The sequence below is a fragment of the Pseudoalteromonas luteoviolacea genome, assembly GCF_000814765.1.
Classification (GTDB): Bacteria; Pseudomonadota; Gammaproteobacteria; order Enterobacterales; family Alteromonadaceae; genus Pseudoalteromonas; species Pseudoalteromonas luteoviolacea_H.
Map to the genome: position 1 here is coordinate 894,404 of NZ_JWIC01000004.1, position 23,075 is coordinate 917,478.

General features: G+C 41.4%; 19 protein-coding genes and 1 tRNA gene. 12 read left to right on the forward strand and 8 right to left on the reverse strand.

Annotated elements, in window-relative coordinates:
* Nucleotides 1-125: 125 nt before the first annotated feature.
* The 9 genes from folP (at nt 126) to JF50_RS07295 (ending at nt 9,675) form a co-directional block, all read left to right on the forward strand.
* Complete coding sequence (folP, locus tag JF50_RS07255) at nt 126-971, forward strand: dihydropteroate synthase (protein ID WP_039608744.1); 846 nt, start codon at nt 126-128, stop codon at nt 969-971.
* Nucleotides 968-2,308 carry a phosphoglucosamine mutase gene (gene glmM / locus JF50_RS07260; protein WP_039608745.1) on the forward strand — a complete coding sequence of 447 codons (1,341 nt, stop codon included), beginning with the start codon at nt 968-970 and terminating at the stop codon, nt 2,306-2,308. Before folP ends, glmM begins: the two co-directional genes overlap by 4 nt.
* A 79-nt stretch (nt 2,309-2,387) precedes the next feature.
* The gene (tpiA, locus tag JF50_RS07265) at nt 2,388-3,131 is read left to right on the forward strand and encodes a triose-phosphate isomerase (RefSeq protein WP_039608746.1); all 744 of its coding nucleotides are present in this window, start codon (nt 2,388-2,390) and stop codon (nt 3,129-3,131) included.
* A gap of 4 nt (nt 3,132-3,135) precedes the next feature.
* Nucleotides 3,136-3,474 (forward strand): preprotein translocase subunit SecG, encoded by a 339-nt coding sequence (secG, locus tag JF50_RS07270; protein ID WP_039608747.1) that lies wholly within the window; start codon nt 3,136-3,138, stop codon nt 3,472-3,474.
* A 9-nt stretch (nt 3,475-3,483) separates the two neighbouring features.
* Nucleotides 3,484-3,569: transfer RNA gene (locus JF50_RS07275), tRNA-Leu, on the forward strand.
* A gap of 351 nt (nt 3,570-3,920) precedes the next feature.
* Complete coding sequence (locus JF50_RS07280; protein ID WP_039608748.1) at nt 3,921-6,107, forward strand: TonB-dependent receptor; 2,187 nt, start codon at nt 3,921-3,923, stop codon at nt 6,105-6,107.
* 154 nt (nt 6,108-6,261) lie between these two features.
* Nucleotides 6,262-8,235, forward strand: coding sequence for a UvrD-helicase domain-containing protein (locus JF50_RS07285; RefSeq protein WP_039608749.1), 1,974 nt, complete (start codon nt 6,262-6,264; stop codon nt 8,233-8,235).
* A 297-nt stretch (nt 8,236-8,532) separates the two neighbouring features.
* A complete protein-coding gene (locus JF50_RS07290) occupies nt 8,533-9,330 on the forward strand; it encodes a hypothetical protein (RefSeq protein ID WP_152614471.1) in 798 nt (265 codons plus the stop codon).
* A 117-nt stretch (nt 9,331-9,447) separates the two neighbouring features.
* Nucleotides 9,448-9,675 carry a hypothetical protein gene (locus tag JF50_RS07295; protein ID WP_039608751.1) on the forward strand — a complete coding sequence of 76 codons (228 nt, stop codon included), beginning with the start codon at nt 9,448-9,450 and terminating at the stop codon, nt 9,673-9,675.
* A 79-nt stretch (nt 9,676-9,754) separates the two neighbouring features.
* Here JF50_RS07295 and JF50_RS07300 read toward each other — a convergent pair whose 3' ends face one another.
* The 3 genes from JF50_RS07300 to JF50_RS07310 form a co-directional block, all read right to left on the reverse strand.
* On the reverse strand, nt 9,755-9,937 hold the full coding sequence (locus tag JF50_RS07300; RefSeq protein ID WP_039608752.1) for a hypothetical protein: 183 nt from the start codon (nt 9,935-9,937) through the stop codon (nt 9,755-9,757).
* Between the two features lie 229 nt (nt 9,938-10,166).
* Nucleotides 10,167-12,686 carry a TonB-dependent receptor plug domain-containing protein gene (locus JF50_RS07305; RefSeq protein WP_039608753.1) on the reverse strand — a complete coding sequence of 840 codons (2,520 nt, stop codon included), beginning with the start codon at nt 12,684-12,686 and terminating at the stop codon, nt 10,167-10,169.
* Between the two features lie 272 nt (nt 12,687-12,958).
* Nucleotides 12,959-13,798: a LytR/AlgR family response regulator transcription factor gene (locus tag JF50_RS07310; protein WP_052262162.1), complete on the reverse strand. Its 840-nt coding sequence runs from the start codon at nt 13,796-13,798 to the stop codon at nt 12,959-12,961.
* Nucleotides 13,799-13,915: 117 nt separating this feature from the next.
* On the opposite strand from JF50_RS07310, the gene JF50_RS07315 reads away from it, so the two are divergent.
* A complete protein-coding gene (locus JF50_RS07315) occupies nt 13,916-15,085 on the forward strand; it encodes an acyltransferase family protein (RefSeq protein ID WP_052262163.1) in 1,170 nt (389 codons plus the stop codon).
* Between the two features lie 40 nt (nt 15,086-15,125).
* Here JF50_RS07315 and JF50_RS07320 read toward each other — a convergent pair whose 3' ends face one another.
* Both JF50_RS07320 and queC read right to left on the reverse strand, forming a co-directional pair.
* Nucleotides 15,126-15,356, reverse strand: a complete 231-nt coding sequence (locus JF50_RS07320; RefSeq protein ID WP_039608755.1) for a hypothetical protein — start codon at nt 15,354-15,356, stop codon at nt 15,126-15,128.
* Between the two features lie 164 nt (nt 15,357-15,520).
* Entirely contained in the window at nt 15,521-16,177 is a 657-nt protein-coding gene (gene queC / locus JF50_RS07325; protein WP_039608756.1) for a 7-cyano-7-deazaguanine synthase QueC, read from the reverse strand.
* A 146-nt stretch (nt 16,178-16,323) separates the two neighbouring features.
* Here queC and queE point away from each other — a divergent pair, with 146 nt between their 5' ends.
* Entirely contained in the window at nt 16,324-16,989 is a 666-nt protein-coding gene (queE, locus tag JF50_RS07330) for a 7-carboxy-7-deazaguanine synthase QueE (protein WP_039608757.1), read from the forward strand.
* A gap of 98 nt (nt 16,990-17,087) precedes the next feature.
* On the opposite strand, the gene JF50_RS07335 is transcribed toward queE, so the two are convergent.
* The 3 genes from JF50_RS07335 to JF50_RS07345 all read right to left on the reverse strand — a co-directional run bounded on the left by JF50_RS07335 (nt 17,088) and on the right by JF50_RS07345 (nt 21,717).
* Complete coding sequence (locus tag JF50_RS07335; protein WP_152614472.1) at nt 17,088-17,990, reverse strand: substrate-binding periplasmic protein; 903 nt, start codon at nt 17,988-17,990, stop codon at nt 17,088-17,090.
* A gap of 279 nt (nt 17,991-18,269) precedes the next feature.
* Complete coding sequence (gene cysK / locus JF50_RS07340) at nt 18,270-19,238, reverse strand: cysteine synthase A (RefSeq protein ID WP_039608758.1); 969 nt, start codon at nt 19,236-19,238, stop codon at nt 18,270-18,272.
* A 178-nt stretch (nt 19,239-19,416) separates the two neighbouring features.
* Nucleotides 19,417-21,717, reverse strand: coding sequence for a carbohydrate binding family 9 domain-containing protein (locus JF50_RS07345; protein ID WP_039608759.1), 2,301 nt, complete (start codon nt 21,715-21,717; stop codon nt 19,417-19,419).
* A 198-nt stretch (nt 21,718-21,915) separates the two neighbouring features.
* Here JF50_RS07345 and JF50_RS07350 point away from each other — a divergent pair, with 198 nt between their 5' ends.
* The gene (locus JF50_RS07350) at nt 21,916-23,064 is read left to right on the forward strand and encodes a dicarboxylate/amino acid:cation symporter (protein ID WP_039608760.1); all 1,149 of its coding nucleotides are present in this window, start codon (nt 21,916-21,918) and stop codon (nt 23,062-23,064) included.
* The last annotated feature ends 11 nt before the right edge of the window (nt 23,065-23,075 follow it).

The following is a 23,075-nucleotide window of genomic DNA, read 5'->3' on the forward strand; positions in this document are numbered from 1 at the left end:
TTGTATCTAAAAACAATCTTTACACCTGTTTTTTCTCTGGCTGACTTTATTTTTAGTGAATCTAATCAATAATCTGGAAGGGGCAGGTAAAGTATGCTTAGATACAATCAGCAGGAAGGTAACACATGTTTCAACTTTCATTACCCCGAGGTCGCACTTTAGACCTTTCTAGCCCACAAATAATGGGTATCGTTAACACTACTCCAGATTCATTTTCTGATGGCGGCAAGAACTATAAAAATGATAGCGCTGTCATAAACTCACTTTTGCTACTCGATGAGGGGGCAACGATTCTAGATATCGGAGGTGAGTCAACAAGGCCTGGTGCTGCAGATGTTGCGCTAGATGAAGAACTTGAACGCGTCATCCCAGTTATTGAAGGGATCAGAGCGAAGTCAGATTGTGTGATATCAATAGATACGAGTAAAGCAGAAGTCATGCGCCAAGCACTGCTCGCGGGGGCAGACATAATTAATGATGTAAGGGCATTGCGAGAGCCGGGTTGTATATCTGTCGCAGCACAATTCCCAGATGCACCGATTTGCCTCATGCACATGCAAGGCCAACCAAGAACAATGCAGCAGGCCCCTCAATATACGCATTTAATCAATGACATAAAGAGCTTTTTTGAAGCGCGTATTGCTGCGTGTGAAAAAGAAGGGATTGCACGTTCAAGATTAATATTAGACCCAGGCTTTGGCTTTGGTAAATCACTTGAACATAACTTTGAGTTACTTGGTAAGTTTCAGCAGTTTGCTGATTTTAATTTACCAGTCTTGGCAGGCTTGTCACGTAAGTCAATGTTTGGAAATTTATTAAATAGGGATACGAGTGAACGTTTACCTGCAAGCTTAGCTGGTGCGTTACTATGTGCACAGCATGGTGCAAGTATCATACGCGTTCACGATGTAAAAGAGACCAATGATGTGCTGCGGGTATGGTCTGCAGCAAACCATGGAGTAACTAAATGACAACAAGAAAGTATTTTGGCACAGATGGTGTTCGAGGGCTTGTAGGTGAGTTCCCAATTACCCCTGAATTTGCCTTAAAGTTAGGCTGGGCAGCGGGTAAAGTCTTATCTAAATCAGGTACTAAGAAAGTGATCATAGGTAAAGACACCAGAATTTCTGGCTATTTACTTGAAACTTCACTTGAAGCAGGCTTGATTGCTGCTGGTATTGATGTGGTATTGCTTGGCCCAATGCCAACACCAGCTGTCGCGTATTTGACGCAAACATTCAGAGCTGAAGCGGGGATTGTTATCAGTGCTTCTCATAATCCTTACCATGATAATGGGATCAAGTTCTTTGGTGGTAATGGTAAGAAGTTAGACGATTCTGTAGAGCTGGAAATAGAAGCGATGCTTGATGAACCAATGACGTGTGTGCCGTCTGAGCAGTTAGGTAAGGCACGACGCTTAGACAGTGCAAGTGGTCGCTATATTGAGTTTTGTAAGAGCCAGTTCCCTAAAGAATATTCTCTAGAAGGATTGAAAATCGTACTAGATTGTGCAAACGGTGCGACTTACCATATTGCACCATCTGTCATGCAAGAACTCGGTGCTGAAGTGATAGCGACAGCATGTGAACCTGATGGAATGAATATTAATGCGCAGTGTGGTGCAACACACGTGGATGCGCTTAAGCGTCAGGTATTAGAGCATAAAGCCGATGTTGGCATTGCATATGATGGTGATGGCGACCGCGTTATGATGGTCGATCACAATGGTCGCGTTTTTGACGGTGATGACATTGTTTACATAGCAGCATTGCAGGCTAAGTTTAATGGCACGCTCAAAGGCGGCGTCGTCGGCACTGTGATGTCTAATATGGGTTTAGAAAATGCGTTAAAAGCGCAAGATATCCCGTTTTTACGCAGTAAAGTGGGTGACCGCTATGTATTGGAGTTGCTGACTCAAGAGGGGTGGAACATTGGTGGCGAAAGTTCGGGCCATGTTCTGAATCTTGACCTCATTGCAACGGGTGATGGTATCATTTCTAGCCTTCAAGTATTGGCTGCCATGGTAGCACAAAATAAAACACTTAAAGATCTTGGTACTGGCTTTACCAAATATCCAATGAATATGATCAACGTTCGCTATGCAAAGGGCACTGACCCTGTTAGCAATGAAGCCGTACAGGCTGCTGTGAAAGACGTTGAAACAAAACTCGATGGTAAAGGAAGAGTACTACTTCGTAAGTCAGGCACAGAGCCAGTAGTACGTGTCATGGTTGAAGCTGAACAAGAGAAGCAAGTTATCGATTTCTCTCAGCAAATTGCAGAAGTTGTTGAATCTGTGAGCAATTAAACCATAAAGCTAAAATTTTTCTTGTAACTTAGGGTGAGTAGCGTTAGTATCTCACCCGCTTTCTGACGCGGAGTATCGAATGTTGAAAAGAAAGCCTATGGTGGCAGGTAATTGGAAAATGAACGGTTCTGTAGAATTAGTTCAGACAATTACAAGCGCAGTTAAAAACGTCAATAACCAAGATGTTGAGATTGTTGTGATCCCACCAGCTGCACTGTTAAGTAACGTGGTTGCGTCAGGCGTAGTCGCTGGAGTGCAGACAATTTCAGAGTACGAAAAAGGTGCTTATACTGGTGAAGCCCAAGCTTCTTTAGTAAAGTCCCTTGGTGCGAAATTTACGCTTGTTGGTCACTCTGAAAGACGCAGTATTTTTGGTGAATCTAATGAAGATGTAGCCAATAAGTTTGCTCAAGCTCAGGCTAATGAGTTGACACCAATTTTATGTGTTGGTGAAACTGAAGGTCAAAGAGAGCAAGGGCAGACTGAAGAAGTCGTTGCAGGGCAAATAAACGCTGTAATTGACAAATTAGGTATAGCATCACTGGCTAACTCTGTGATAGCATACGAGCCTGTTTGGGCTATCGGGACTGGTAAAACGGCTACCCCAGAGCAAGCTCAAGCGGTACACAAGTTTATAAGAGATTTAGTGTCTAAATATGACACTGAAGTTTCTGAAACGCTACAAATACTGTATGGTGGTAGCGTTAACGAAAGTAATAGTGAATTATTGTTCGCACAAGCAGATATCGATGGTGGTTTAATTGGTGGCGCAAGCCTTAAACCAGATTCATTTACCTCTATCTGTGAGAGTGCAAAGGGATAAGTAAATGTACGAAATTCTTTTGGTTGTCTACTTAGTCGTTGCTTTAGCGTTGGTTGGAATGATTTTGATTCAACAAGGTAAAGGTGCCGACATGGGCTCTTCATTTGGAGCAGGTGCATCAGCAACCGTATTCGGTTCGTCAGGTGCAGGCAACTTTATGACCAAAACAACGACAGTACTTGCAACCGTGTTTTTCGTGTTAAGTATTGCATTAGGTAACCTTACTGCAGGCCAGATTAAACAAACTGACCAGTGGGAAAACCTAGAAGCGCCTGCAGCAGTAACTGCTCCAGCAGCGACGGACGTACCAGCTTCTAACGAAGAGTCGGACGTACCAAACTAAGAAAGATTTGCGAATGTGGTGGAATTGGTAGACACGCCATCTTGAGGGGGTGGTGAGCTATGCTCGTGGGGGTTCAAGTCCCCCCATTCGCACCAAATCATAAACCCGTAGCTTATGGCTACGGGTTTTTTATTTCCTACCTTTTTTTAAAACGACACTGATCCCTGAATTCGTCTATCCATTGGGTTTTTCATTCTTGCTAAAACTGTAAACCTGATTTTTTATTTTGTATCATGTGTAATGCTATCGTTTTAATTGAGTAAAAATTTTACAAATTAATATATTTATGAAGTTTTTATTTCGTTTTTTACAGTAAATGGGTATAATAACCTTCCAGAGGAAAGAGGTGCGTATTACGCATCTTTTTTTATGTCTGCTTTTTATGCAGATATGAGCTCCCAGCCTGCCTCAGGCTGATCACACACGGCGATTCCTTTGGAGATTTTATGACAACAGTTTTACCACGCGTTGGTCTATCTGCGCTAAGCGCTGCGATATTATCCGCAGTCAGTTTACCTACCTTTGCAGCTGAAGATATACAGGCTAAGAATAATACCTTTGAAAAAATTGAGGTAACGGCTCGTAAACGTACAGAAAGTCTATTTGAAACACCAACAGCGATTACATCGATTGGCTCGGATGCTATTGAAAAAGGCAATATGAGCAATTTAGATGATATTGGTAAATTTGTTCCAAACCTAAATATCACTCGCTATGGCGTGGGAAATGCCGCACATGCATCAGTATTCATTCGAGGTATCGGATTACAAGATCATGTTATTACCACAGATCCAGGTGTTGGTGTATATGTCGATGGTGTGTACTTAGGTCGCCAGATGGGATCTAACTTATCTTTACCAAATATTGAGCGCGTTGAGGTACTACGTGGACCGCAAGGTACGTTGTATGGTCGTAATACTTTGGGTGGCGCGGTTAATATCATTACCAAAAAGCCTGGTAGTGAAGACATTGTGCGCGTTGAGTCAAAAGTGGGCTCTCGTGGTAGGTTGGGTGGTGATATATACACCAATCAAACCATCAATGATCAATGGAGCTTTGCAGCCAACGCGTCTTACAAAGAACGTGAAGGCGTTGGCCATGCTGTGAATCTAACAAATCCTGAAAAAGAAATTGGCGAAGAGCAAGAAATGAGCGGCCGCGTAGCTGTGAAATGGCAGCCAAGCAGTGACTTCAGCTTGAATGTTGCCATTGACGCAGTAGACAATGAATCAGGTCAATCACCTTACACGATTGAAGTCACCGGCGGTCTCGATCCAAATGACCCTAATAACGGCGATTTTCCTTTGCTGAAGGAAAGCATGTTACCTGACAACCCAGACGATTTAGGTTCAACAGTTGCGGGCATAGAAAGTACAGATTACTCTGGTTGGGGAGCATCTGTGATTGCTGATTGGCAAGTCAATGATGAATATGCAGTGAAGTTTATTACCAGTAAGCGCAGCTCAGATTATACAGGTGGCCTTGATGACGACGGTACACCGCTTCACTTGTCTGAATTCCCTGAAGAAGGTGGTGCGGACCAGTTCTCAGTTGAGTTTCAGTTAAATGGTACATTCGATTCTTGGGACTTTGTTTCAGGTCTTTATTATTTTAATGAAGATGGCTTCACAGCATCGGCACCTTATGTATATAGCCCATTTAATACTCCAGCAGCACCAGGTTCATTCCGCATTGAGCAAGAAACTGATTCTTACGCTGCTTACTTTAATGCGAGCTTCGATATTACCGAGCAATTAAGCTTAGGTGGTGGCTTAAGGTATTCAGAAGACTCGAAAGAGGCAAAAGCTGACTTTACATACTTTGCAAAAAATGCAAACGCTGAATTTGATGAAGTGACTTGGGACGTGAATGCGGCATATCAATTAAATTCTGATATGAACGTGTATGCACAAATACAAAAAGGTTACCAAAGCGGCGGCTTCCCACCACGTCCATTTGGTGGTGCTGATGCATTTGTTTCGTTCGATGAGACTAAAGCACTTAACTACGAAGTTGGTTTCAAAGGTCAGGTGCATGACCGTGTGTCTATGATGGTTGCTGTGTTTGTGACTGATTACACAGATTTGGCATTACCATTCAACGATCCATCAAATGGATTCAATACATATATTGAGAATGCTGGTGAGTCACGTGCGCAAGGTATTGAGCTAGAAACGACAGTTGCCGTGACAGATGATTTTAGTATCCGCAGTTCAGTGGGTTATCTGGATTCAGAAATCACGCACGTTGACGATGGCGTTCAAGGTATCACGGTAGGTAATGCACCTGCATTGACACCCCGCTGGACCGTGATGGTTGCCCCTTCATACTTTATGGACCTAGACTCAGGAGCGACCGTTGCTGTGAACGCTAGTTACTCTTACCGTTCAGATATGCAAGGTCAATCAGTGAATAACCCGAATGAATTTATTGAGTCTCGCGAGTTGTTTGGTTTTAATATTTCTTATACAAACAGTGAAGGTGATACAGAAGTTACCTTATACGGCGAGAATGTTTTCAACGAAGTATATGATGTCGGTCGTTTACAACAAGCTGGTTTTGTTGGCATCATGCGCAGCAATGACCGCAGTGAATTTGGCTTAAAGTTTAGAAAGGACTTTTGGTTAGATTAAGTAAATAAGGCAGGCCAACTTATGTTGGCCTGCTTTTTCTTTTTTTTGCCGCAAGGCTACGTTCACTATTTTTCCGTAGGCACTGAATAATCAATGACAGGCTTGCTCGATTACCCTAAACTCTCCTTTATATTCAGTTTATCTAGACGATTTAATGCAGTTTACAGTTCATACATTATCGCGGCTCATGGATGGGATCAGTGCCATGTCAATTTCGACTAAAGGCATCGTGATTGAGACTAAATCGGTAAAAAAACTGTACACTTGGCAAATTCAATCTCAGCCTCCAGTTATTTTAAACGGTAAAATTACCCCTAAAATTCAAATTTTTACGCCAGAGTCTAGTTTTAAAGTACGGATCCAAGGATGTGATTTAGAGGCAGCACAATTTGAATTGCAAAAGCTTTGGTTAAGCTCTCATGTTAATAAGTTGACGCAAAGTATCGCTAAACTTGAGTCGTTATTGGAAAAAAGGTATCTGTCTCACAGTTTATTGCTTACAGCGCAAAAAATGACCTCAGAGTTGGCGGGCTATTGGTTAAATTGGTCGCTAGACAAACGTTTTGAAAGGCATCTCGCTCAAACTCGCTTCACTTTAGAAGAAGTACACACATGGCAGCAGCAAGATATTGATGAGTTTAGAGAAGCCTATATTAAAAAGCAGCTGCATGATTATGAAGCCTACTTTGATTCAGTTGCGTCCAAGCCATTGACCATCGCTCAGCGCAGAGCGTGTGTGGTTGTTGATGAAAGACAATTGTTGCTCGCGGGTGCTGGTACGGGAAAAACCAGTGTGATGATCGCAAAAGTGGGTTATTTACTGAACGCTAAACTGGCAAACAGCGAGCAAATTTTAATGCTTGCTTATGGCAAAGATGCTGCAGATGAAATGCAACAAAGGCTTAAAAACGCAAATTTTGAAGCCACTTGCCGTACTTTTCATAGTCTAGGGACGTATATTTTAGGTCAAGTGGAAGGAAAGCCGCCGACTCTTTCTCAGTTATGTCATAACGAAAAAAAGAAGCAGCAATTTATCCACGATGCATTGGTGTCTCTTTGCCAAGACCGCGCTTATGAGCAACGATTACAGCAGTTATTGATGGTGCATTTTGGATATAAGCCAGATGAAAAGGAGGTGGATTTTTCTGCAAGCTCTGTAGCGCGATTGGTTAAGCAGTTTAGTGATCTTATAAGTTTGTATAAACAGGCTTCTAGCCTTGGCAGCTTACAAAACTTAGAAATAGAATTTGAAGATTTGCTCAGTGTATTTCGTCCTGTCATTACGGAATATCAACTGTATCTTAATAATGAACAGGCGATTGATTATGATGACATGATTAGTCTTGCAACTAAATATGTTAAAGAGGGACGCTTTAAGAGTCCTTGGGTGCATATTTTGGTCGATGAATTTCAGGATATATCTTTAGTTAGGGCTGAGTTGGTCAAGGCGCTATTAGCACAGTATACACGAAGTCACTTATTTGCCGTTGGAGACGATTGGCAGTCGATTTATCGTTTCAATGGTGCCGATCTTGGGCTTACGACAAAGTTTACGCATCATTTTGGCGTCTCTACAGTCATGCAACTGGATAAAACGTTTCGATATGGCCAAGACTTACTCGATTTGGCCAGTCATTTTGTATGCCAAAACCCACAGCAAATTGTCAAACAAGTTCGTGCGCAGAGCGTACCTGATGCTCCTTCTATTATGATCACGCCAGAAATGTCGACGAATGCATACACCTTAGTGATCAAGCAAATAGCCATGCGTCATTCAGGATATACATCAGTAATGATCCTTGCACGTTACCATAAGCAGCTTCCTTCTAAAGAGGAGTTAATGCTATTAAATGATCAATATACACAACTGAATATTACTGCCATGACATTTCATGCGGCAAAGGGTAAAGAAGCTGATTTTACAATTCTAACAGGGTTAGATAAAAACTCTGTACCAGCAACTCGCCAAAATGACCGAATTATTGAGGCATTTCTTCCTCCGCTAGAGACCTATCCAGATGCTGAAGAGCGTCGCTTGTTTTATGTGGCATTAACCCGTGCAAAACGCCAAGCCTATATCATGTCTCCTAGTGAACCGAGCACTTTTATTAAAGAGTTGGAATCCTAATCTTATAGCTTCATTTTAAATACAAAATGGTTAAGTTTATAGGGTCTAGATTAGCCTATCTATATCAAGTTTAACTTCAGAAATCAGGCCTTTTACTTCTGAGCTTACTGAGGTAAAACACGCTTCAAATAATTCCTCGGTCTAGAAAGCTATTTCATTGAGTTCAATTTAAATACTTGTGTGATTAAAATTAAAGCGAAATGCAATAATTAAGCTGAAAAAGACAGCTCCAGCATAGTTGAACAATGCGATATCAAGCTAATTTCAATATTATTCTAACAAACACAAACTGATTGGTTGTTTTTTGAACTTGTAGACGGTAAAAGTGAACTAGATAATACATTTAATTCCAAAACAATGAAGACAGTCGCAGCTTTATTAGAGGCAAAAATCTCTATCAAATATGTGTTAGCTCTATTATTAGGTTTATACCTTGCAGACTTTTCGATTAAAAGCGACAGCGTTAGTAACCCACCTCAGAAGAAAGTTTCTCAAGAACATGTCGTTAATAATCCTCTAGATAAGCATGCTTCAGAGACTGGTACAGAAGTCGTGACAGAGTTCAAAACCATTGCGGAAATTACAGACATTTTCACGCCAACTAATTTAGTAGATGCAGTAAATCAACATCCTTATCAAGATTTGGTCCCAAGCGCGGATGCTCCAGAGCAGCTCACAATTATGCAGTTGGAGGCTGAGCTTGCGATAAAAGATTTTGAGCTATATATACAAGCCATACAAAACCAAGATGGCAAGCGAGTCAGTGCAGCTGAGCGCTTCTCTGATGAACCGATAGATCATCAGTGGGCTCAATTACAAGAGCAAAAATATGGAGAGTTGTTTAATGAAGATGCGTTAAGTCTTTATCCATTTGAGAATACCCAATGTCGCAGTAACCAATGTGCAACTAAAGTGTTTTTGCAAAGCGATGATGAGGTACATGCATTATCTGAAGATTTAAATTCAGTATTGGATATGCAGTCTCAAGGACACGGCGCGTTGCCTGTGATGATTGAACGAGACCCAAATTCAGATCATTTTACTGTTTATATAGCAAGAACTATGAAGGGGTTTAATTTATCTGGTTCTAATTAATGATAATAGCATAAGAAAAATAAGAGGTTATGAGCTGGTATCTGTATTCAAGTAAATTTATAAACCATAGGTATAAATATAGGACTTATGGCCATCATTCATCTTAAGGAGGAAAATATGTATAAGGTTTTAAAAAGCACCGCATTAGCGGCTTTATTGGTCGCTTCAGGCCAAGCGCTGGCTTGGACTTCAAATGACCCAAGTTTTAATGATAACTGTAGCTGGCAAGTAACTAGAACGCACAGCGCTCCGGGATTTTATGGTGTTGAATATAAAGCCATTGGTTCATGTAAATATCGAAATAAATTTATGAACTATAGACATCAAATGATCCATTATTGGTAATTTAAAAAACCGCGATAATCGCGGTTTTTTTATAACTTTTAGCTGCCTACTGATTAAGTAGGCAGCTAAAAGTACGCTTTTATTCAGGAAAGATTTCACATGGTCTGCCAGGACCTCTTTGCGTCCAGCAAACATCGTTAGAATTACATATGTCAGTCGGTTGGATAGTGCCTCCGCCTATTTGAGGTGTTGCTGCTTTTGGCAATGTATTGATATTTGGAGTGAGTTTTTTAATACTTTTTTTATTTAATTTTAAGTTCATACTAGCTTCCTTCTATTAATTTACATTATTTCAGGGATTAGTGCAGGGTATAAAGCAAACTTCCATTGGTAAATTATTACCCAAATATGTTGATAACATATTTATTACAAAGAAATCAAGTATGATTTTTAGACAATATGTGCATGTGAGAATTTGGAGCACTACATAGGTTCTGGTGCTCAGTGGTGGGTGCTGTCGCCAGCAGGTAGTACTGGCGACAAAAAGTATATTAAAAATTAAATGATGCTTTTGCGTATACAAATCGACCGTCAGTGTTATAAGCAGAGAACGCAGAATATGGGAATATCTGGTTAAAGTTACTAAACCCAATATTACCGACGGTATCTTGTGGGTATTGGTCAAACAAATTGTTTGCACCAACAGCAACACGCCACTGCTCAGTCATCTGATATGCCACTTCTACGTCTGTAATCCATTTTGCATCCAGTACTTCGTCTTTCTCGATTGTACTTGATGAGTCTGTTGTTTCGCCATAACGCGTTGCTTTCAACATTGCGGTCCAATCTTGGTATTGCCAAGTTGCTACAAGATTGAATTTGTCTTTAGGTGTACCATCTTCAAATCGAGCGATTTCTCTGCGTGCGAAGTATTGGTATTGGTCGCCCAAAGCTTCAAGTTCAGCTGGATTATCTTTAACGTGCGTGACTTCAGTATCATTTAAGTTAAGTGCAGCACTGACATTCAGTGTACCAAAGCCCGCTAAGTCGAAATTGTAGGTTGCTACAATATCTACACCTTGTGTACGAGAGTCAATTGCATTGGTAAAGTATCTAACACGTTGTACGTTGTGTTCTCCAGCACCTTTCAAAATATCTTCAACAGCATCGCCACTGAGGTTCTCTGATAGCACAATACGGTCATTAATATCGATACGATAAGCGTCTACAGTAAAGCTGAACGCGTCATATGTATAAATAAAACCCGCTGTCATATTGATTGACTCTTCTGCATCTAGCGCTTTTGCACCAAGCGCTTGCGCAGCCGGAGTATCAACTGGGAACAGTCCTACTTCGTTCGGCACGCCATTTTCAAATACTGTACTTACAGATTTATACGTAGATTGCGCCAATGAAGGGGCCCTAAATCCAGTACTCAGTGCACCTCTAAACGATAATGCTTCATTGAACTCATAACGTGAGGCAATTTTGCCTGTTAATGTGGAACCGAAGTCACTGTAGTCCTCGAATCGAGCTGCGACGACAAGGTTCCACTTTTCTGTCAAATAGGTATCAAGCTCTGTAAATAGTGCAATATTGTGGCGAGATGCATCAACGGCACTCGCTGGTGAAAAACCGGCCATGACTTGTGCGCCACCGGCTGCAACAGGAATGCCTTGGGCGTCTAGGACTGTCAGGTAAGAGGCTTCTTCGCCAGCTTTAATTTGGTAAGATTCATTGCGATATTCAGCCCCGAAGGTGATGAATACGTCTTCGTACAAACCAAAGTCGAAGCTGCTTTTAGCGTCCAAGTTTAATACCAGTTGATCGTAAACTAAGGCACCATTGTCGAACTCAGTAGGGCTGTTTGCGCCCATAGAAGTATTTAAGCTATTGGTGACACCAAAGTTGAATTGGTTTCGGCCATAATTAACGCTGCTGTCTACATCCCAATCAGCAAGTTGTGAGGTCACCCCCATTGCGATGGCAAAGTCGTCTACTTGTGTGGTGATTTGAGGTAGAAATCCGTTTGCGTAGATCTCAACGACGTTTCTGCCATCTTGTGGGCGACGGAAAAAGCCACCTGAGTTACCTTCACGTTCTGAGTAGCTACCAAAAGAGTAGAGCGATACTGTATCGCTGAGGTCATATCCTGCGTTGTAAAAGAAAGCGATATCTTCGATATCCGCTTTACCAAACCTGTGGTTATACCGCTCGGCATCAAACTCTCTTGGGTCAAAGTTACCTGTATCGTCTTTGGCATACTGTGCTCTTGGGTCAAATCCAGATCGGTTAGACGGCGCTTTGTTACGCATTTCAGCACTTAAATTTACAAACCCGTTGTCGCCAATTGGCAGGCCAATATTGCCACTTAACGTGCTTGTATTACCATCGCTCATACGGCGATCTTCACCCAGTTCAAAGGCAAGCTCGCCATTATCGTCTTGATATACACGTTCTAATTGTTTTGCCCCAGCCATTTGTGTGTCGTATTTACCATAGGTCAAGCTGAGTGAGCCACCTTCATCGGCATCTTTTAGTACGATATTGATCACGCCTGCAATGGCATCTGAACCGTACTGCGCCGCTGCACCATCTCTCAGTACTTCAATTCTTTTAATGGCAGCAGTGGGGATCATATTTAAGTCAACAGCGGACGAACCTCGGCCTACAGTGCCATTGAGGTTTAACAGCGCGCTTGAGTGGCGTCGTTTGCCATTGATCAATACAAGCGTGTGATCAGGTGCCAGGCCCCTTAATACGGCTGGGCGAGCGTGATCTGTACCATCTGCAAGTTGCGAATTAGGAAAGTTAAAGCTTGGAATGAGCGTCGTAAGCACTTGGCTTAATTCAAGCTGACCAGAGCTATTGATCTCTTCTAAGCTGATAATGTCTACAGGCACAGTACTTTCAGCAATACTGCGTAAGCTTCGTCTAGTGCCTGTGACTTCGATAACTTCTGGCTTTAATTCAGGAGACTGACTTGAAGATGCCTGTGCTTTGATTGTGAAAGCAGGTGCAGAAGCTAATATCAGGCTGACTGACGCTGCCAAGAAGCTTGGTTTTAACATTGTATATCCTAGCGAGTTGATTTCGGTATTCTTAGAAGCTCAATGAATGAGGCTAATTTTTTATAGAGGAGGGGATACTAAAGAGTAATTTATGCGTCGTTAAATTCATTTTTGTTATAGTTTATAACTTCTAACTTTTAGCTATTTAATTAGAAAAATAATGCTACCACTTGGTTTCAAATAATTAATGAAATTAAATGGTTTGGTGTGTTTTGTAGTTAATTTTAACATTTATAATCTTAATATATTTGGAATAGATTATTATTTTTTAACTACAACGATGCTTTGTATATTTTCTTAAAGCTTTCTTTATATCGCCTTGATAAGTTAATTTCATCTCCTGAACTTAAGGTGATCACGCCATCGCCACTAGATACATAGCGTACAGACTCTACGGCTTGGTTATTGATGGCGAAACTACGATGAACGCGTGTTACATGACTATTCTGTAATTCAGAGCATAGACGGTTTAGTGTTTTTCTAATAGGGTAAACTCGGCCTTGGCTATGTAAATTTACGTAATTGCCACATGCTTCATACCACTCGATATCTGCTATTTTGACTTGGTATTCGTTGCCTTGTTTTTTAACGACAAATTGCGTGACTGGCCCAGTGGTTTCTTGCTGTTCAGGCGTATTGAGCTGTGTGTTCATTATCCACTTAGCGCTATGGTAGCAGACTAGAATACTAAAGTAAGTGAGCACATCCTTACGGTATTCATAAATAAATTCAGTGAAGTAATTTCCAAAGTCATAGTCTCCTCCAAGTAAGGTGTATACGCTGTGTCGGCATAAGACCATAAGCAGCACATGACTCATAGAAAATAAAAAAGAGATACAGATGTGAATAGTGAGCTGCTTCAAAAGTCCACTCGCACGAGGCGGAAATCGCTTGAAAACAATAAATAGTACTGGCAGCAATAAGCATAATGATAGGGCACTTGAGTATTGCCAAACGAAGGGCTCCCAAAGTTGGATTGTTGGTGTGCCATTTCTATTGTGATCTGTCCAATGTGAAAGTGCATTGATGGTATTGTTAATCAAAACGTAGAGCACAATGGCTGCGTAGCCACAGTACGTTGTATGTTGCTTTATGATTTTTGTTATCCACATCTCAACTTATCCCTAATTCCCACCGCTTATCACTATATCCATGCATTTCAATAAGCTGGGTGATTTACTTGGAGCATTATTTAAACATATAAACACTTTAATGTAATCGGAGGATGTGTGACTGAGTTGAACTTCTCTCGGCAGTGGTATTTAGACTGGGTAAGAGTGTGGGCGTTTGCAGTACTCATTTTATACCATGTCGGGATGTACTATGTAGAAGGGTGGGCGTTTCATATTAAAAGCGCGAGTACTTCTGTGTTATTACAAGATTTGATGTTGTTAACTAACCCTTGGCGAATGTCTTTATTGTTTTTTATTTCGGGCATTGTCTTTGCTTACTGCGAACGAAAGATGTCGACGTGGGGTCTGTTGAAGGCGAAGTTTATCCGTTTGTTTATACCGTTGGTATTTTCCATGTATATCGTGGTAGCGCCGCAATTGTATCTAGAGGTGTCTAACAAGGGGTTGATAGATATGACATTCATTGAGTTTTGGTTTGTTTATATCAACCCCAACACGATGCTATTACCTGAATATCAATCTATCATTGGGTTATTAACATGGAATCACCTTTGGTTTTTAGCATATTTGTGGACGTATTGCGTGTGCTTATTGCTTATCTTTAAACTGCTTCCCGTTCACCATTTCTTTCAGTCATGCCTAACGCGATTATCGCCAGCGTTTGCATTTGTGCTTGTGGTCAGTGTTATTTTTGGTGTGTGGATCAGTCTGCGAGCCCACTATCCTTCAACACATGCATTGACTGATGATTGGTATAATCATGGGAAGTACTTTTTCGTTTTTTTTGCTGGGTATTGCTATGCGCTATCGCCTCAGCTTAAAGCCAGTGTGATTGCGAAGCGCCATATGTTATTGATACTCGCCTTGATAGGGTATGGCTTTATCATTTTGGATAAGCACGGTTATTTGTACTGGCTCACGCAGTATTTCGATACGAGCATATGGGTTAAAACCTTCTATGGCGTGATACTCAGCATCAATCATTGGGCATGGATACTGATGTTGCTCGGTTATGGTGCAAAGCATTGGGATAAATCTAGTGATAGGCTTGCGTACGCAACTGGGGCTATTTTACCTTGGTATATATTACACCAAACGCTCATTATGATTGCTGCTGTTTGGCTAAAGCCCTATGGCATACCGATCCTTTACGAGGGAATATTGATTGTGTTATTGACTGTGATGGGGTGCTATATGGGGTATGAGATTATAAAGCGCTCTGGTCCAGTTAAAATACTTTTTGGATTACCTTGTCTATTTAAATAGGTTTACATGGCGCCAGCGACATGGCTGGCGTACATCACATTCACAGACTTTTGATTTTTTTATCGACCTGATAGCCTTCGTCCGTTACGATCTTTTCAAGCACGGCAACACGGTCTTTTAAATGGGCAATTTCAGTTTTTAGTTGGTCACTTTCCTGTTTGTTGATGCCGCTTTGTTTCTTGGCATGCAAATACTTACTGTATAAATCGCTTATTACACCAAACCCAACGCTCACTAGTACGATTAAAAACACCATAGTAGTACCCGACATAAGACCAATCTCCTTAACTTGATTTGCTTTAATCATAGTTGATATTTGTGTTGAGTATAGTGACAAGTGTCAGATTAAATGTAAGAGAAAATGAACAAGAGAAAACGACAGAGCGTGCTTTGCTATACCCATGGTGAACTAGGGTATAGCAATTTTAGAGGGGGTTACTCGTAAACTAGTGGGTCTGTTGCATTATTAAGCTCAAATGCTTCTAAGCGCTCTTGGCATGCACCACATTTACCACACGCTTTTTCACGGCCATTATAGCAGGTCCATGTATGGCTATAGTCTAAGCCCATTTTTAGACCGTCAGTTAATATATCTATCTTAGTGTTATTTAAATAAGGGCATACAATTGCAACTTCATCATAATTAGCAATGCGGCATACGTCGTCCATTTTTTTCACAAACTCAGGTCTGCAATCAGGGTAGATAGCGTGGTCGCCTGAATGCGCACCATAAAACACTTTGTTGGCTTTTAAAGAGACCGCATAGCCAACTGCCAGTGAAAGCAAAATCATGTTGCGATTAGGCACTATGGTGCTTTTCATGCTTTCTTCTTCGTAGTGGCCTTCAGGCACTTCGATGTCATCGGTTAGCGATGAGCCTGCAAGAAGCTGGTTGATTGCAGATATATCAACAATTTTATGTGCTACGTTTAAACTGTCACAGACATTTTTAGCGACTTCTAACTCTTTAACATGTCGTTGTCCATAGTTAAAAGACAGCGCATAGACTTCATGACCCTCTTGTAGGGCTTTGTTTAGCACGGTGTAAGAATCCATGCCACCAGAATAGATAACAACGACTTTTTCGCTCATTAGAGATACCTCGGATAAATGCCTCAGGTTTTGCCTCGATTTTAATAGAGGTTTGCTTCAGGGCGCGATATACTACACGGCCGCTGAAAAAATGACAATTTTAGCAGGTTATTTTCGCAAAATATATTGAGTAGTTTGGAGCTGTTTTGTACAAGATTAATGAAGTTTTTGAAACCATCCAAGGTGAAGCAAGCTTTACGGGTACCCCCTCTATTTTTGTTCGCTTACAAGGTTGCCCGGTGGGCTGCGCTTGGTGTGATACAAAGCAGACATGGGATGTGAACCCCACATATTTGGTAAGCTTGGATAAAACAGTTGAGAAAAAAGCTGACTCAGAGTGGTGGGCCAATGCAACGCCACAAGAAATAATCGCTATTTTTGAAGCGCGTAACTATACTGCGAAACATATCGTTATCACTGGTGGCGAGCCTTGCATGTATGACCTAAATGATCTGTGTAACACCTTGCACCAAGCTGGATATACTACACAAGTTGAAACCAGTGGTACATTTGAGGTGCTTGTACCAAAGGAAACGTGGGTAACCGTGTCTCCTAAAATAAATATGCGTGGCGGGTATGATGTATTGACATCAGCTATGCAAAGAGCCGATGAAATTAAACATCCTGTCGCGATGCAAAAGCACATTGACGAACTTGAAGCCTTGTTTGAGCAAACAGGTGTAAGGCCTAAATTGATTTACTTGCAGCCGATAAGTCAAAAAGCGAAGGCAACCAAATTAGCCATAGACACATGCGTTAAGAAAAACTGGCGCTTATCAATTCAAGTGCACAAGTATATCGGTATTAATTAGTGCTAAGGTCAGAGGCTTGGCTTTGTGTGTCTCGGCTTTTGAGTGGGGATATAATTGGCTAGAACATGGAATGAAAGCGGCAGCACGCCGCTTTTTTGTTAATAGCACTCAGAGCTGCCCATTTCAATAATACGCTCGGTTTCACCGCTGTTATTGAAGATATAAAGCCCTTTGTTGATATCGTTAAGAACACTGCGCCAAGTTTTTTTCTTTTTACTCAACGCAAAAAACAGATTGTTGTATCGAAGTGCAGGCTCAACGTCTTCAAGTGCACGCAGTAATGTCACTTTTTCAGACTTAGACAGGTTTGAATAACTGACGGTAAAACGTAGCACTTTAGGGTCGCCAATGATCAAATCTACGCGTTTGCCGACTAAAAGTTTAACTAACTGTAAGTCATCGACTGCTTTCACAATCACAAATTCTTCATTGTCCATCATGGCATCAAACTCTGGTGTATTTTGATATCCTCTTACAACGCCAATCGTGGTGCCTTTGAGGTCGTTTAAATTACCTGTAAATTTATCCCGCTCGCCTCGACGTTTAAGAAAACCAATCTCACCACCAGGGTAGGCATTTGACAATGCCAGTAACTCCCTTCTCGTTTTGCCTGGGAAGTTATCAGAGGGCGACGCATCTTCAATAAAATATTCGGGGAACAATATATCAGCCTGGCCTGATTCGGCGGCTTTAACAGCACGTGCCCAAGGCAAAAACTCGACATAAACGGGGTAACCTTGATCGACCAGCAGTGAGATAGTGAATTGAAATACCCACCCTTTATTACATAACTGGTCGCCGATATAAGGTGGCCAATCTAGGGTGACCAAGTGTAATTGGTCTTTGGTGGGGTTTTTACTAAATAAGTAGCCATTTTTATGTGGCTCGCCGACGATCATTTGATATTGGCCAGACTTAAAAAAGCCAACTTGTAAGCTTGCATTAGCAAGTGTGGAAAACAGAATGAAGTAGCCAATGAGAAGGCTTATTACGAATTTCATGTGACTAAATCCTATCCATACATACTGCGTTACTTCAGCTCGGGTACGCGATCAGAAAATAAGTAAATCGAGGCATGCTTGAATTAAATTGCCTTGTTATACATCGATAATACGATCTTTTCGACACGCTGATATCACCTCTTGACCTACAAAAGATACATGAGCCGAGTGACTGCTTGTTTTATTTACTTAGTCTAGTCAGAATATTGAGAAAGGTGAAAGAGAAAGTGGCAGATAAAAAAGCCAGCGAATCGCAGGCTTTTTTGATTTATATTTTGTTTACTGAACTAGCTCTTGCTCGCTGAACTCATCAGCAAACATGGGGCTTGAAAGGTAACGTTCAGTCGCACTTGGTAAAATTACTACGATGTTTTTGTCCGCATTTTCTGGTCTTTCAGCAATACGTTTTGCAGCAACAACTGCCGCACCAGAAGAAATACCGACAAGGATACCTTCGTCTTTCATTAATTGGTGTGCCATAGCAATCGCATCTTCGTTAGAGACTTGCTCCGCACCATCAATCAGTTCTAAATCTAAGTTACCAGGGATGAAACCTGCACCGATACCTTGGATCTTGTGTGGACCAGGCTTAACTTCTTCACCAGCAAGTGTCTGTGAAATAACAGGAGAATCGCTAGGCTCTACAGCAATAGACTTAACATCTAAGCCCTTTTCTGTTTTTAAGAAACGGCTAACACCTGAAATAGTACCGCCAGTACCAACACCTGCTACGAAGTAGTCGATATTGCCTTCTAGCGCATCGAAAATCTCAGGACCTGTTGTTTCGAAGTGGATTTTCGGGTTAGCTGGGTTTTCAAACTGCTGTAAAAGTACGTACTTCTCAGGATCGCTTGCTAAGATTTCGTTCGCTTTTTCAATTGCGCCTTTCATGCCCTTAGCACCTTCTGTCAGTACTAAGTTTGCGCCTAATGCTTTTAACAGCTTACGGCGCTCAAGGCTCATTGTATTTGGCATAGTCAGTGTCAGCTTATAACCACGAGATGCAGCAACAAATGCTAATGCAATACCTGTGTTACCTGAAGTTGGCTCGATTAGTTCTTTACCTTCACCAAGTAAACCTTGCTTTTCAGCTTCCCAAATCATAGAAGCGCCGATACGGCATTTTACGCTAAAACTTGGGTTGCGTGATTCAACTTTGGCGTAAACGTTGCCACCGGTAACACGGTTTAGTTTAACGATTGGCGTTTGGCCTATTGCTAGGCTGTTATCTGAAAATACTTTAGACATAATGTTCCCTTGAATTGAGCTTAGGACTATTTCGTAATGTTTAATATAGCCACACTTTACTGGTCATATAACAAAACAAGAAGTAAAGAATGGCTATAAGATATATTAAAAAAGCTTATAGCTAGAATGAATAAAAAACAAGCTGTTAATTACTCAAAGTAATTAACAGCTTGTGTCATCAATGTAGCCAAGCATAGCTAAATTTGGCAAAAAAGGTTTTATTGTCTTTGGTGATGTCGCTGAGGTCATCATCTTGATAGCCACTGTCTGAATAGCCGACAAATAGGACGGTTTCTGGATTGAGCTTATAGGCATATAAAAGTTGTGTACTGAGCTTTTTGTACTGGCTGTCGATCTCGTCTATATACTTTTGTTGATTACGTTCGATATCAAGGTTGATCACCGCTAAGCGTATGTAGCTGTTAATGCCAAACTGATAGGTGAATCTGGCATCAGATAAATTGGCCGTGTAGACATTATCGCCTTCATGCTCCAATCGCTCATAGGTGTGACGTAACTTGACTTCAAAGTGGCGGCCTAAATTGAAATCGAGCGTGGGCTTGATGATGTACCTTTGGCCTAAACGATTATTGGCAATGTCTAATTTATTACCGGTATTGAGTGTCAGGCCTGCGAAAACACCTGCTTTTGGTTTCATTTCTAAATACATCCACTGGAAGTTTTCAGTGAACATATCGGTATTGCCATCTATATTAAGGCGTGACTCGTCATGGCGTTGTCCAGTCCGCTTTCTATGATCAAATCCAAATTGTATGGTGCTTTGCAGTGGACCTTCTACTCTGAAATTTGACTGCACTTCTTTTTCTAGCAATTCACCGTTTTCATTGTGGGTAATGTCCCAGTCACTGTACCAATTAGCTCGATTCCACCAATTGTTTTCATCCCCATACCAACGATATTCAAAGCCAGTAACAAACTTATTGAAATCTACTTGAGATACAAACCCCAAGTCTGCACGCATTGCTGCGTCATAGTTGCGATATGAACCAAACGCACGCCAGTGTTTTCGGTTGTGTTCGTAGCTGGCGTAATAACCAACCCCGGTTTGTTCATCTTGATTTTGGATACGCAAAACACTTTCGTCGATGTCACATGTCTCAATAGGGTCGTCGTCACACAATTCATCTACAAAGTGTTGGTCATATTCGGTATTAGTCGCAATAGCCTGTAGTTTAATGGTGTCATGTTTGGTAGGACGATATTTGGTGTCGATACTGACTACCTTATTTTGATAATCCTCGCTTTGTCTCAATGTGCTTGTCACGCCCGCTGATAACTTATCGCCAGCGTCATAGCGGTACCTAAAGGCGGCATTTTCACTCTTTTGTTCTAACGATACGATGCTAGACCCCAAGTTACCAGGTATGAGGACATGTGTTGCATCATCATTGGCGATGAAGCCTGCAAACGTATGACCACCCTGGCTGCTGGTGGCTTTGACACCATAGTCTGGTGCGGCAACATTTCGGGTGTGTACAAGATTTAAGTGAGAAGAAAAATAGTCACTGTTTTCCAAAAAGAAGGCACGTTTTTCTGGGAAGAATAAACTAAAACTATTATTGACGCTTAACTGGCCTGTGTCCGCTTCAACCTGAGAGAAATCTGGGTTGAGTGTGAGGTTGAATGTGGTATCTGGAGTGATTGCCCATTTAACATCTAAGCCAGGTTCATAATTGGTATCAGTGTCGAAATCCGGTATGTCAGCCCCATCAATGTCACGCGTTTGTGTCTGTGCAATGGCGAGAGCTGGCGTGATAGTGAGGTTACTATTTTGTTTGGCACTTTCAAACCCACTGACTGCTGGCATTTGGCATATCCAACAACTATTGCTGTGGTCTAATTGCATATTCGAAATACGCAGTCGCTCACTTCTCGGTAAAAAGCGTAAAAATTCCATCGCCATTTCTTTGCGACCTGTCGAATCACTGAAGTTCAGAACGCGTAAGGGAATTTTTACTTCTACTCGGTAGCCATCATCGGTGATATTTCCTTTGCTTGACCATATTCCATTCCAAGATGTGTTTTCGTTTTTTGTTAACTCATTCTCAATTGAGTCCATTTGCACACCGAGCGGATTAATAAAAAATTGGTAGGCGTTTTGGCTGGTATTGAGTGAGTCAATTTTTATGCCTACGAGATCATCATTCCAGATTTTATCTCTATCTCTGTAATGTGCTCGAATGTCACTAGGGTTGGTATCTAAAGCGATAAACGCAATAAATAAGGCATCGCCATTTTCGTATACCAATGCCTTGGTCTTGACTGGGCTTAGGGTGTTGTCGTAGGGCCATGATACGTTGTCTATCGTGATTTCTTTTGCTGATTGCCATACAGACTCATTGAGCTGGCCATCAATAGACGCTTCTTGCGCGATGAATGGGATTTCAATTATTTGGGTGGATGCTGTTGCCTTTAATGACAAAAGCAGTGCACAAATAAGACTGGTACTTCTAAACATGATAAGTCGTTTTTCGCAGGAACTTTAGGGTGTTAATTTAATAATAATAGTATAGAAGCAACAATTCATTCTCGTTGAACTGCGTTAATATCAGGTGAAATTAGGTGAATAGGCTGAAGGTAAAGTATCGAATTTGTATACCTAAGAGGTAAAAACATGATAAAAAGGGCGTTAGTTTAAATGTAAATCGAGCAAACTATGTCTCTAATAATAAAACTCGTCGCCGGTATCCTTGGCGGTATCTTGGCAGGTTTGTACTTGCCTTTAGGTCTGACTGAGCTGCTTTACACAGCGAAAGTAATCATAGGCCAACTGATCAGCTTTACTATTCCTCTGATTATCTTATTCTTTATTGCATCGGGTATTGCCGGTTTGCCTAAAACATCAGGTCACCTTTTAGGTAAGACGGTTGGCTTTGCGTACAGTTCAACGGTGATTGCTGGCACGCTTGCTGTGTTATTGGTTTTATTTGCGACAGGCTTTTTTGAAGGCAGTATCGCTTATGAAGCGGCAAAAGGCGCAGAGTTAAAAGGGTATATCCAACTTGAGATCCCACCAATCATGAGTGTGATGACGGCTTTGGCCGCTGCATTTATTTTTGGTATTGGTATTAGCCAGCTTAATCTACTTCAACTTAAAGATGTAGTCGATCAGGGTAGAGACGTGATCGATGCGCTGCTTGCAAAAGTCATTATTCCTGCGCTGCCATTTTATATTGCGGGTGTTTTTGCTGAAATGGCTGTTGCTGGCACGGTTGTTGATACGCTAAGTACATTTGGCGTGGTATTAATCGCAGCGGTAGGTATGCATTGGTTATGGTTAACAACCTTGTTTATTGTTACAGGGCTTATGCTTAAACGCAGCCCATTAGAACTCGTTAAAAATATGCTACCTGCTTATTTTACGGCAATTGGTACCATGTCTAGTGCTGCGACTATTCCAGTCTCTTTGAGAGCCAGTAAAGCAAATGGTGTTTCAGAAGAAGTTGCAAACTTTTCTGTTCCTTTATGTGCTACAATTCATTTATCCGGTTCGACGATAACAATCGTGACCTGTGCCATGGCGGTTATGTTCTTATCACCAACGATGGCGATACCGTCTTTGCTGGAAATGTTACCATTTATCTTTATGTTAGGCATTGTGATGATTGCCGCGCCAGGCGCACCTGGTGGTGCGGTTATGTCTGCATTAGGCTTATTAACGTCGATGCTTGGTTTCGATGAAAGTGCAATTGCCCTGATGATTGCACTGTATCTTGCACAAGATAGTTTCGGTACAGCATGTAATGTCACAGGTGATGGTGTGATTGCATTGTGGGTAAACCGATTCTCTGAAAAAGGAGAATAAGTCATAAAACC

What these genes read in the sequence shown, in the direction of transcription:
- folP (WP_039608744.1), top strand. Translation starts at nt 126, where the DNA reads ATGTTTCAACTTTCATTACCCCGAGGTCGCACTTTAGACCTTTCTAGC.
- glmM (WP_039608745.1), top strand. Translation starts at nt 968, where the DNA reads ATGACAACAAGAAAGTATTTTGGCACAGATGGTGTTCGAGGGCTTGTA.
- tpiA (WP_039608746.1), top strand. Translation starts at nt 2,388, where the DNA reads ATGTTGAAAAGAAAGCCTATGGTGGCAGGTAATTGGAAAATGAACGGT.
- secG (WP_039608747.1), top strand. Translation starts at nt 3,136, where the DNA reads ATGTACGAAATTCTTTTGGTTGTCTACTTAGTCGTTGCTTTAGCGTTG.
- JF50_RS07280 (WP_039608748.1), top strand. Translation starts at nt 3,921, where the DNA reads ATGACAACAGTTTTACCACGCGTTGGTCTATCTGCGCTAAGCGCTGCG.
- JF50_RS07285 (WP_039608749.1), top strand. Translation starts at nt 6,262, where the DNA reads ATGCAGTTTACAGTTCATACATTATCGCGGCTCATGGATGGGATCAGT.
- JF50_RS07295 (WP_039608751.1), top strand. Translation starts at nt 9,448, where the DNA reads ATGTATAAGGTTTTAAAAAGCACCGCATTAGCGGCTTTATTGGTCGCT.
- JF50_RS07300 (WP_039608752.1), bottom strand. Translation starts at nt 9,937, where the DNA reads ATGAACTTAAAATTAAATAAAAAAAGTATTAAAAAACTCACTCCAAAT.
- JF50_RS07305 (WP_039608753.1), bottom strand. Translation starts at nt 12,686, where the DNA reads ATGTTAAAACCAAGCTTCTTGGCAGCGTCAGTCAGCCTGATATTAGCT.
- JF50_RS07310 (WP_052262162.1), bottom strand. Translation starts at nt 13,798, where the DNA reads ATGTGGATAACAAAAATCATAAAGCAACATACAACGTACTGTGGCTAC.
- JF50_RS07320 (WP_039608755.1), bottom strand. Translation starts at nt 15,356, where the DNA reads ATGTCGGGTACTACTATGGTGTTTTTAATCGTACTAGTGAGCGTTGGG.
- queC (WP_039608756.1), bottom strand. Translation starts at nt 16,177, where the DNA reads ATGAGCGAAAAAGTCGTTGTTATCTATTCTGGTGGCATGGATTCTTAC.
- JF50_RS07335 (WP_152614472.1), bottom strand. Translation starts at nt 17,990, where the DNA reads ATGAAATTCGTAATAAGCCTTCTCATTGGCTACTTCATTCTGTTTTCC.
- cysK (WP_039608758.1), bottom strand. Translation starts at nt 19,238, where the DNA reads ATGTCTAAAGTATTTTCAGATAACAGCCTAGCAATAGGCCAAACGCCA.
- JF50_RS07345 (WP_039608759.1), bottom strand. Translation starts at nt 21,717, where the DNA reads ATGTTTAGAAGTACCAGTCTTATTTGTGCACTGCTTTTGTCATTAAAG.
- JF50_RS07350 (WP_039608760.1), top strand. Translation starts at nt 21,916, where the DNA reads ATGTCTCTAATAATAAAACTCGTCGCCGGTATCCTTGGCGGTATCTTG.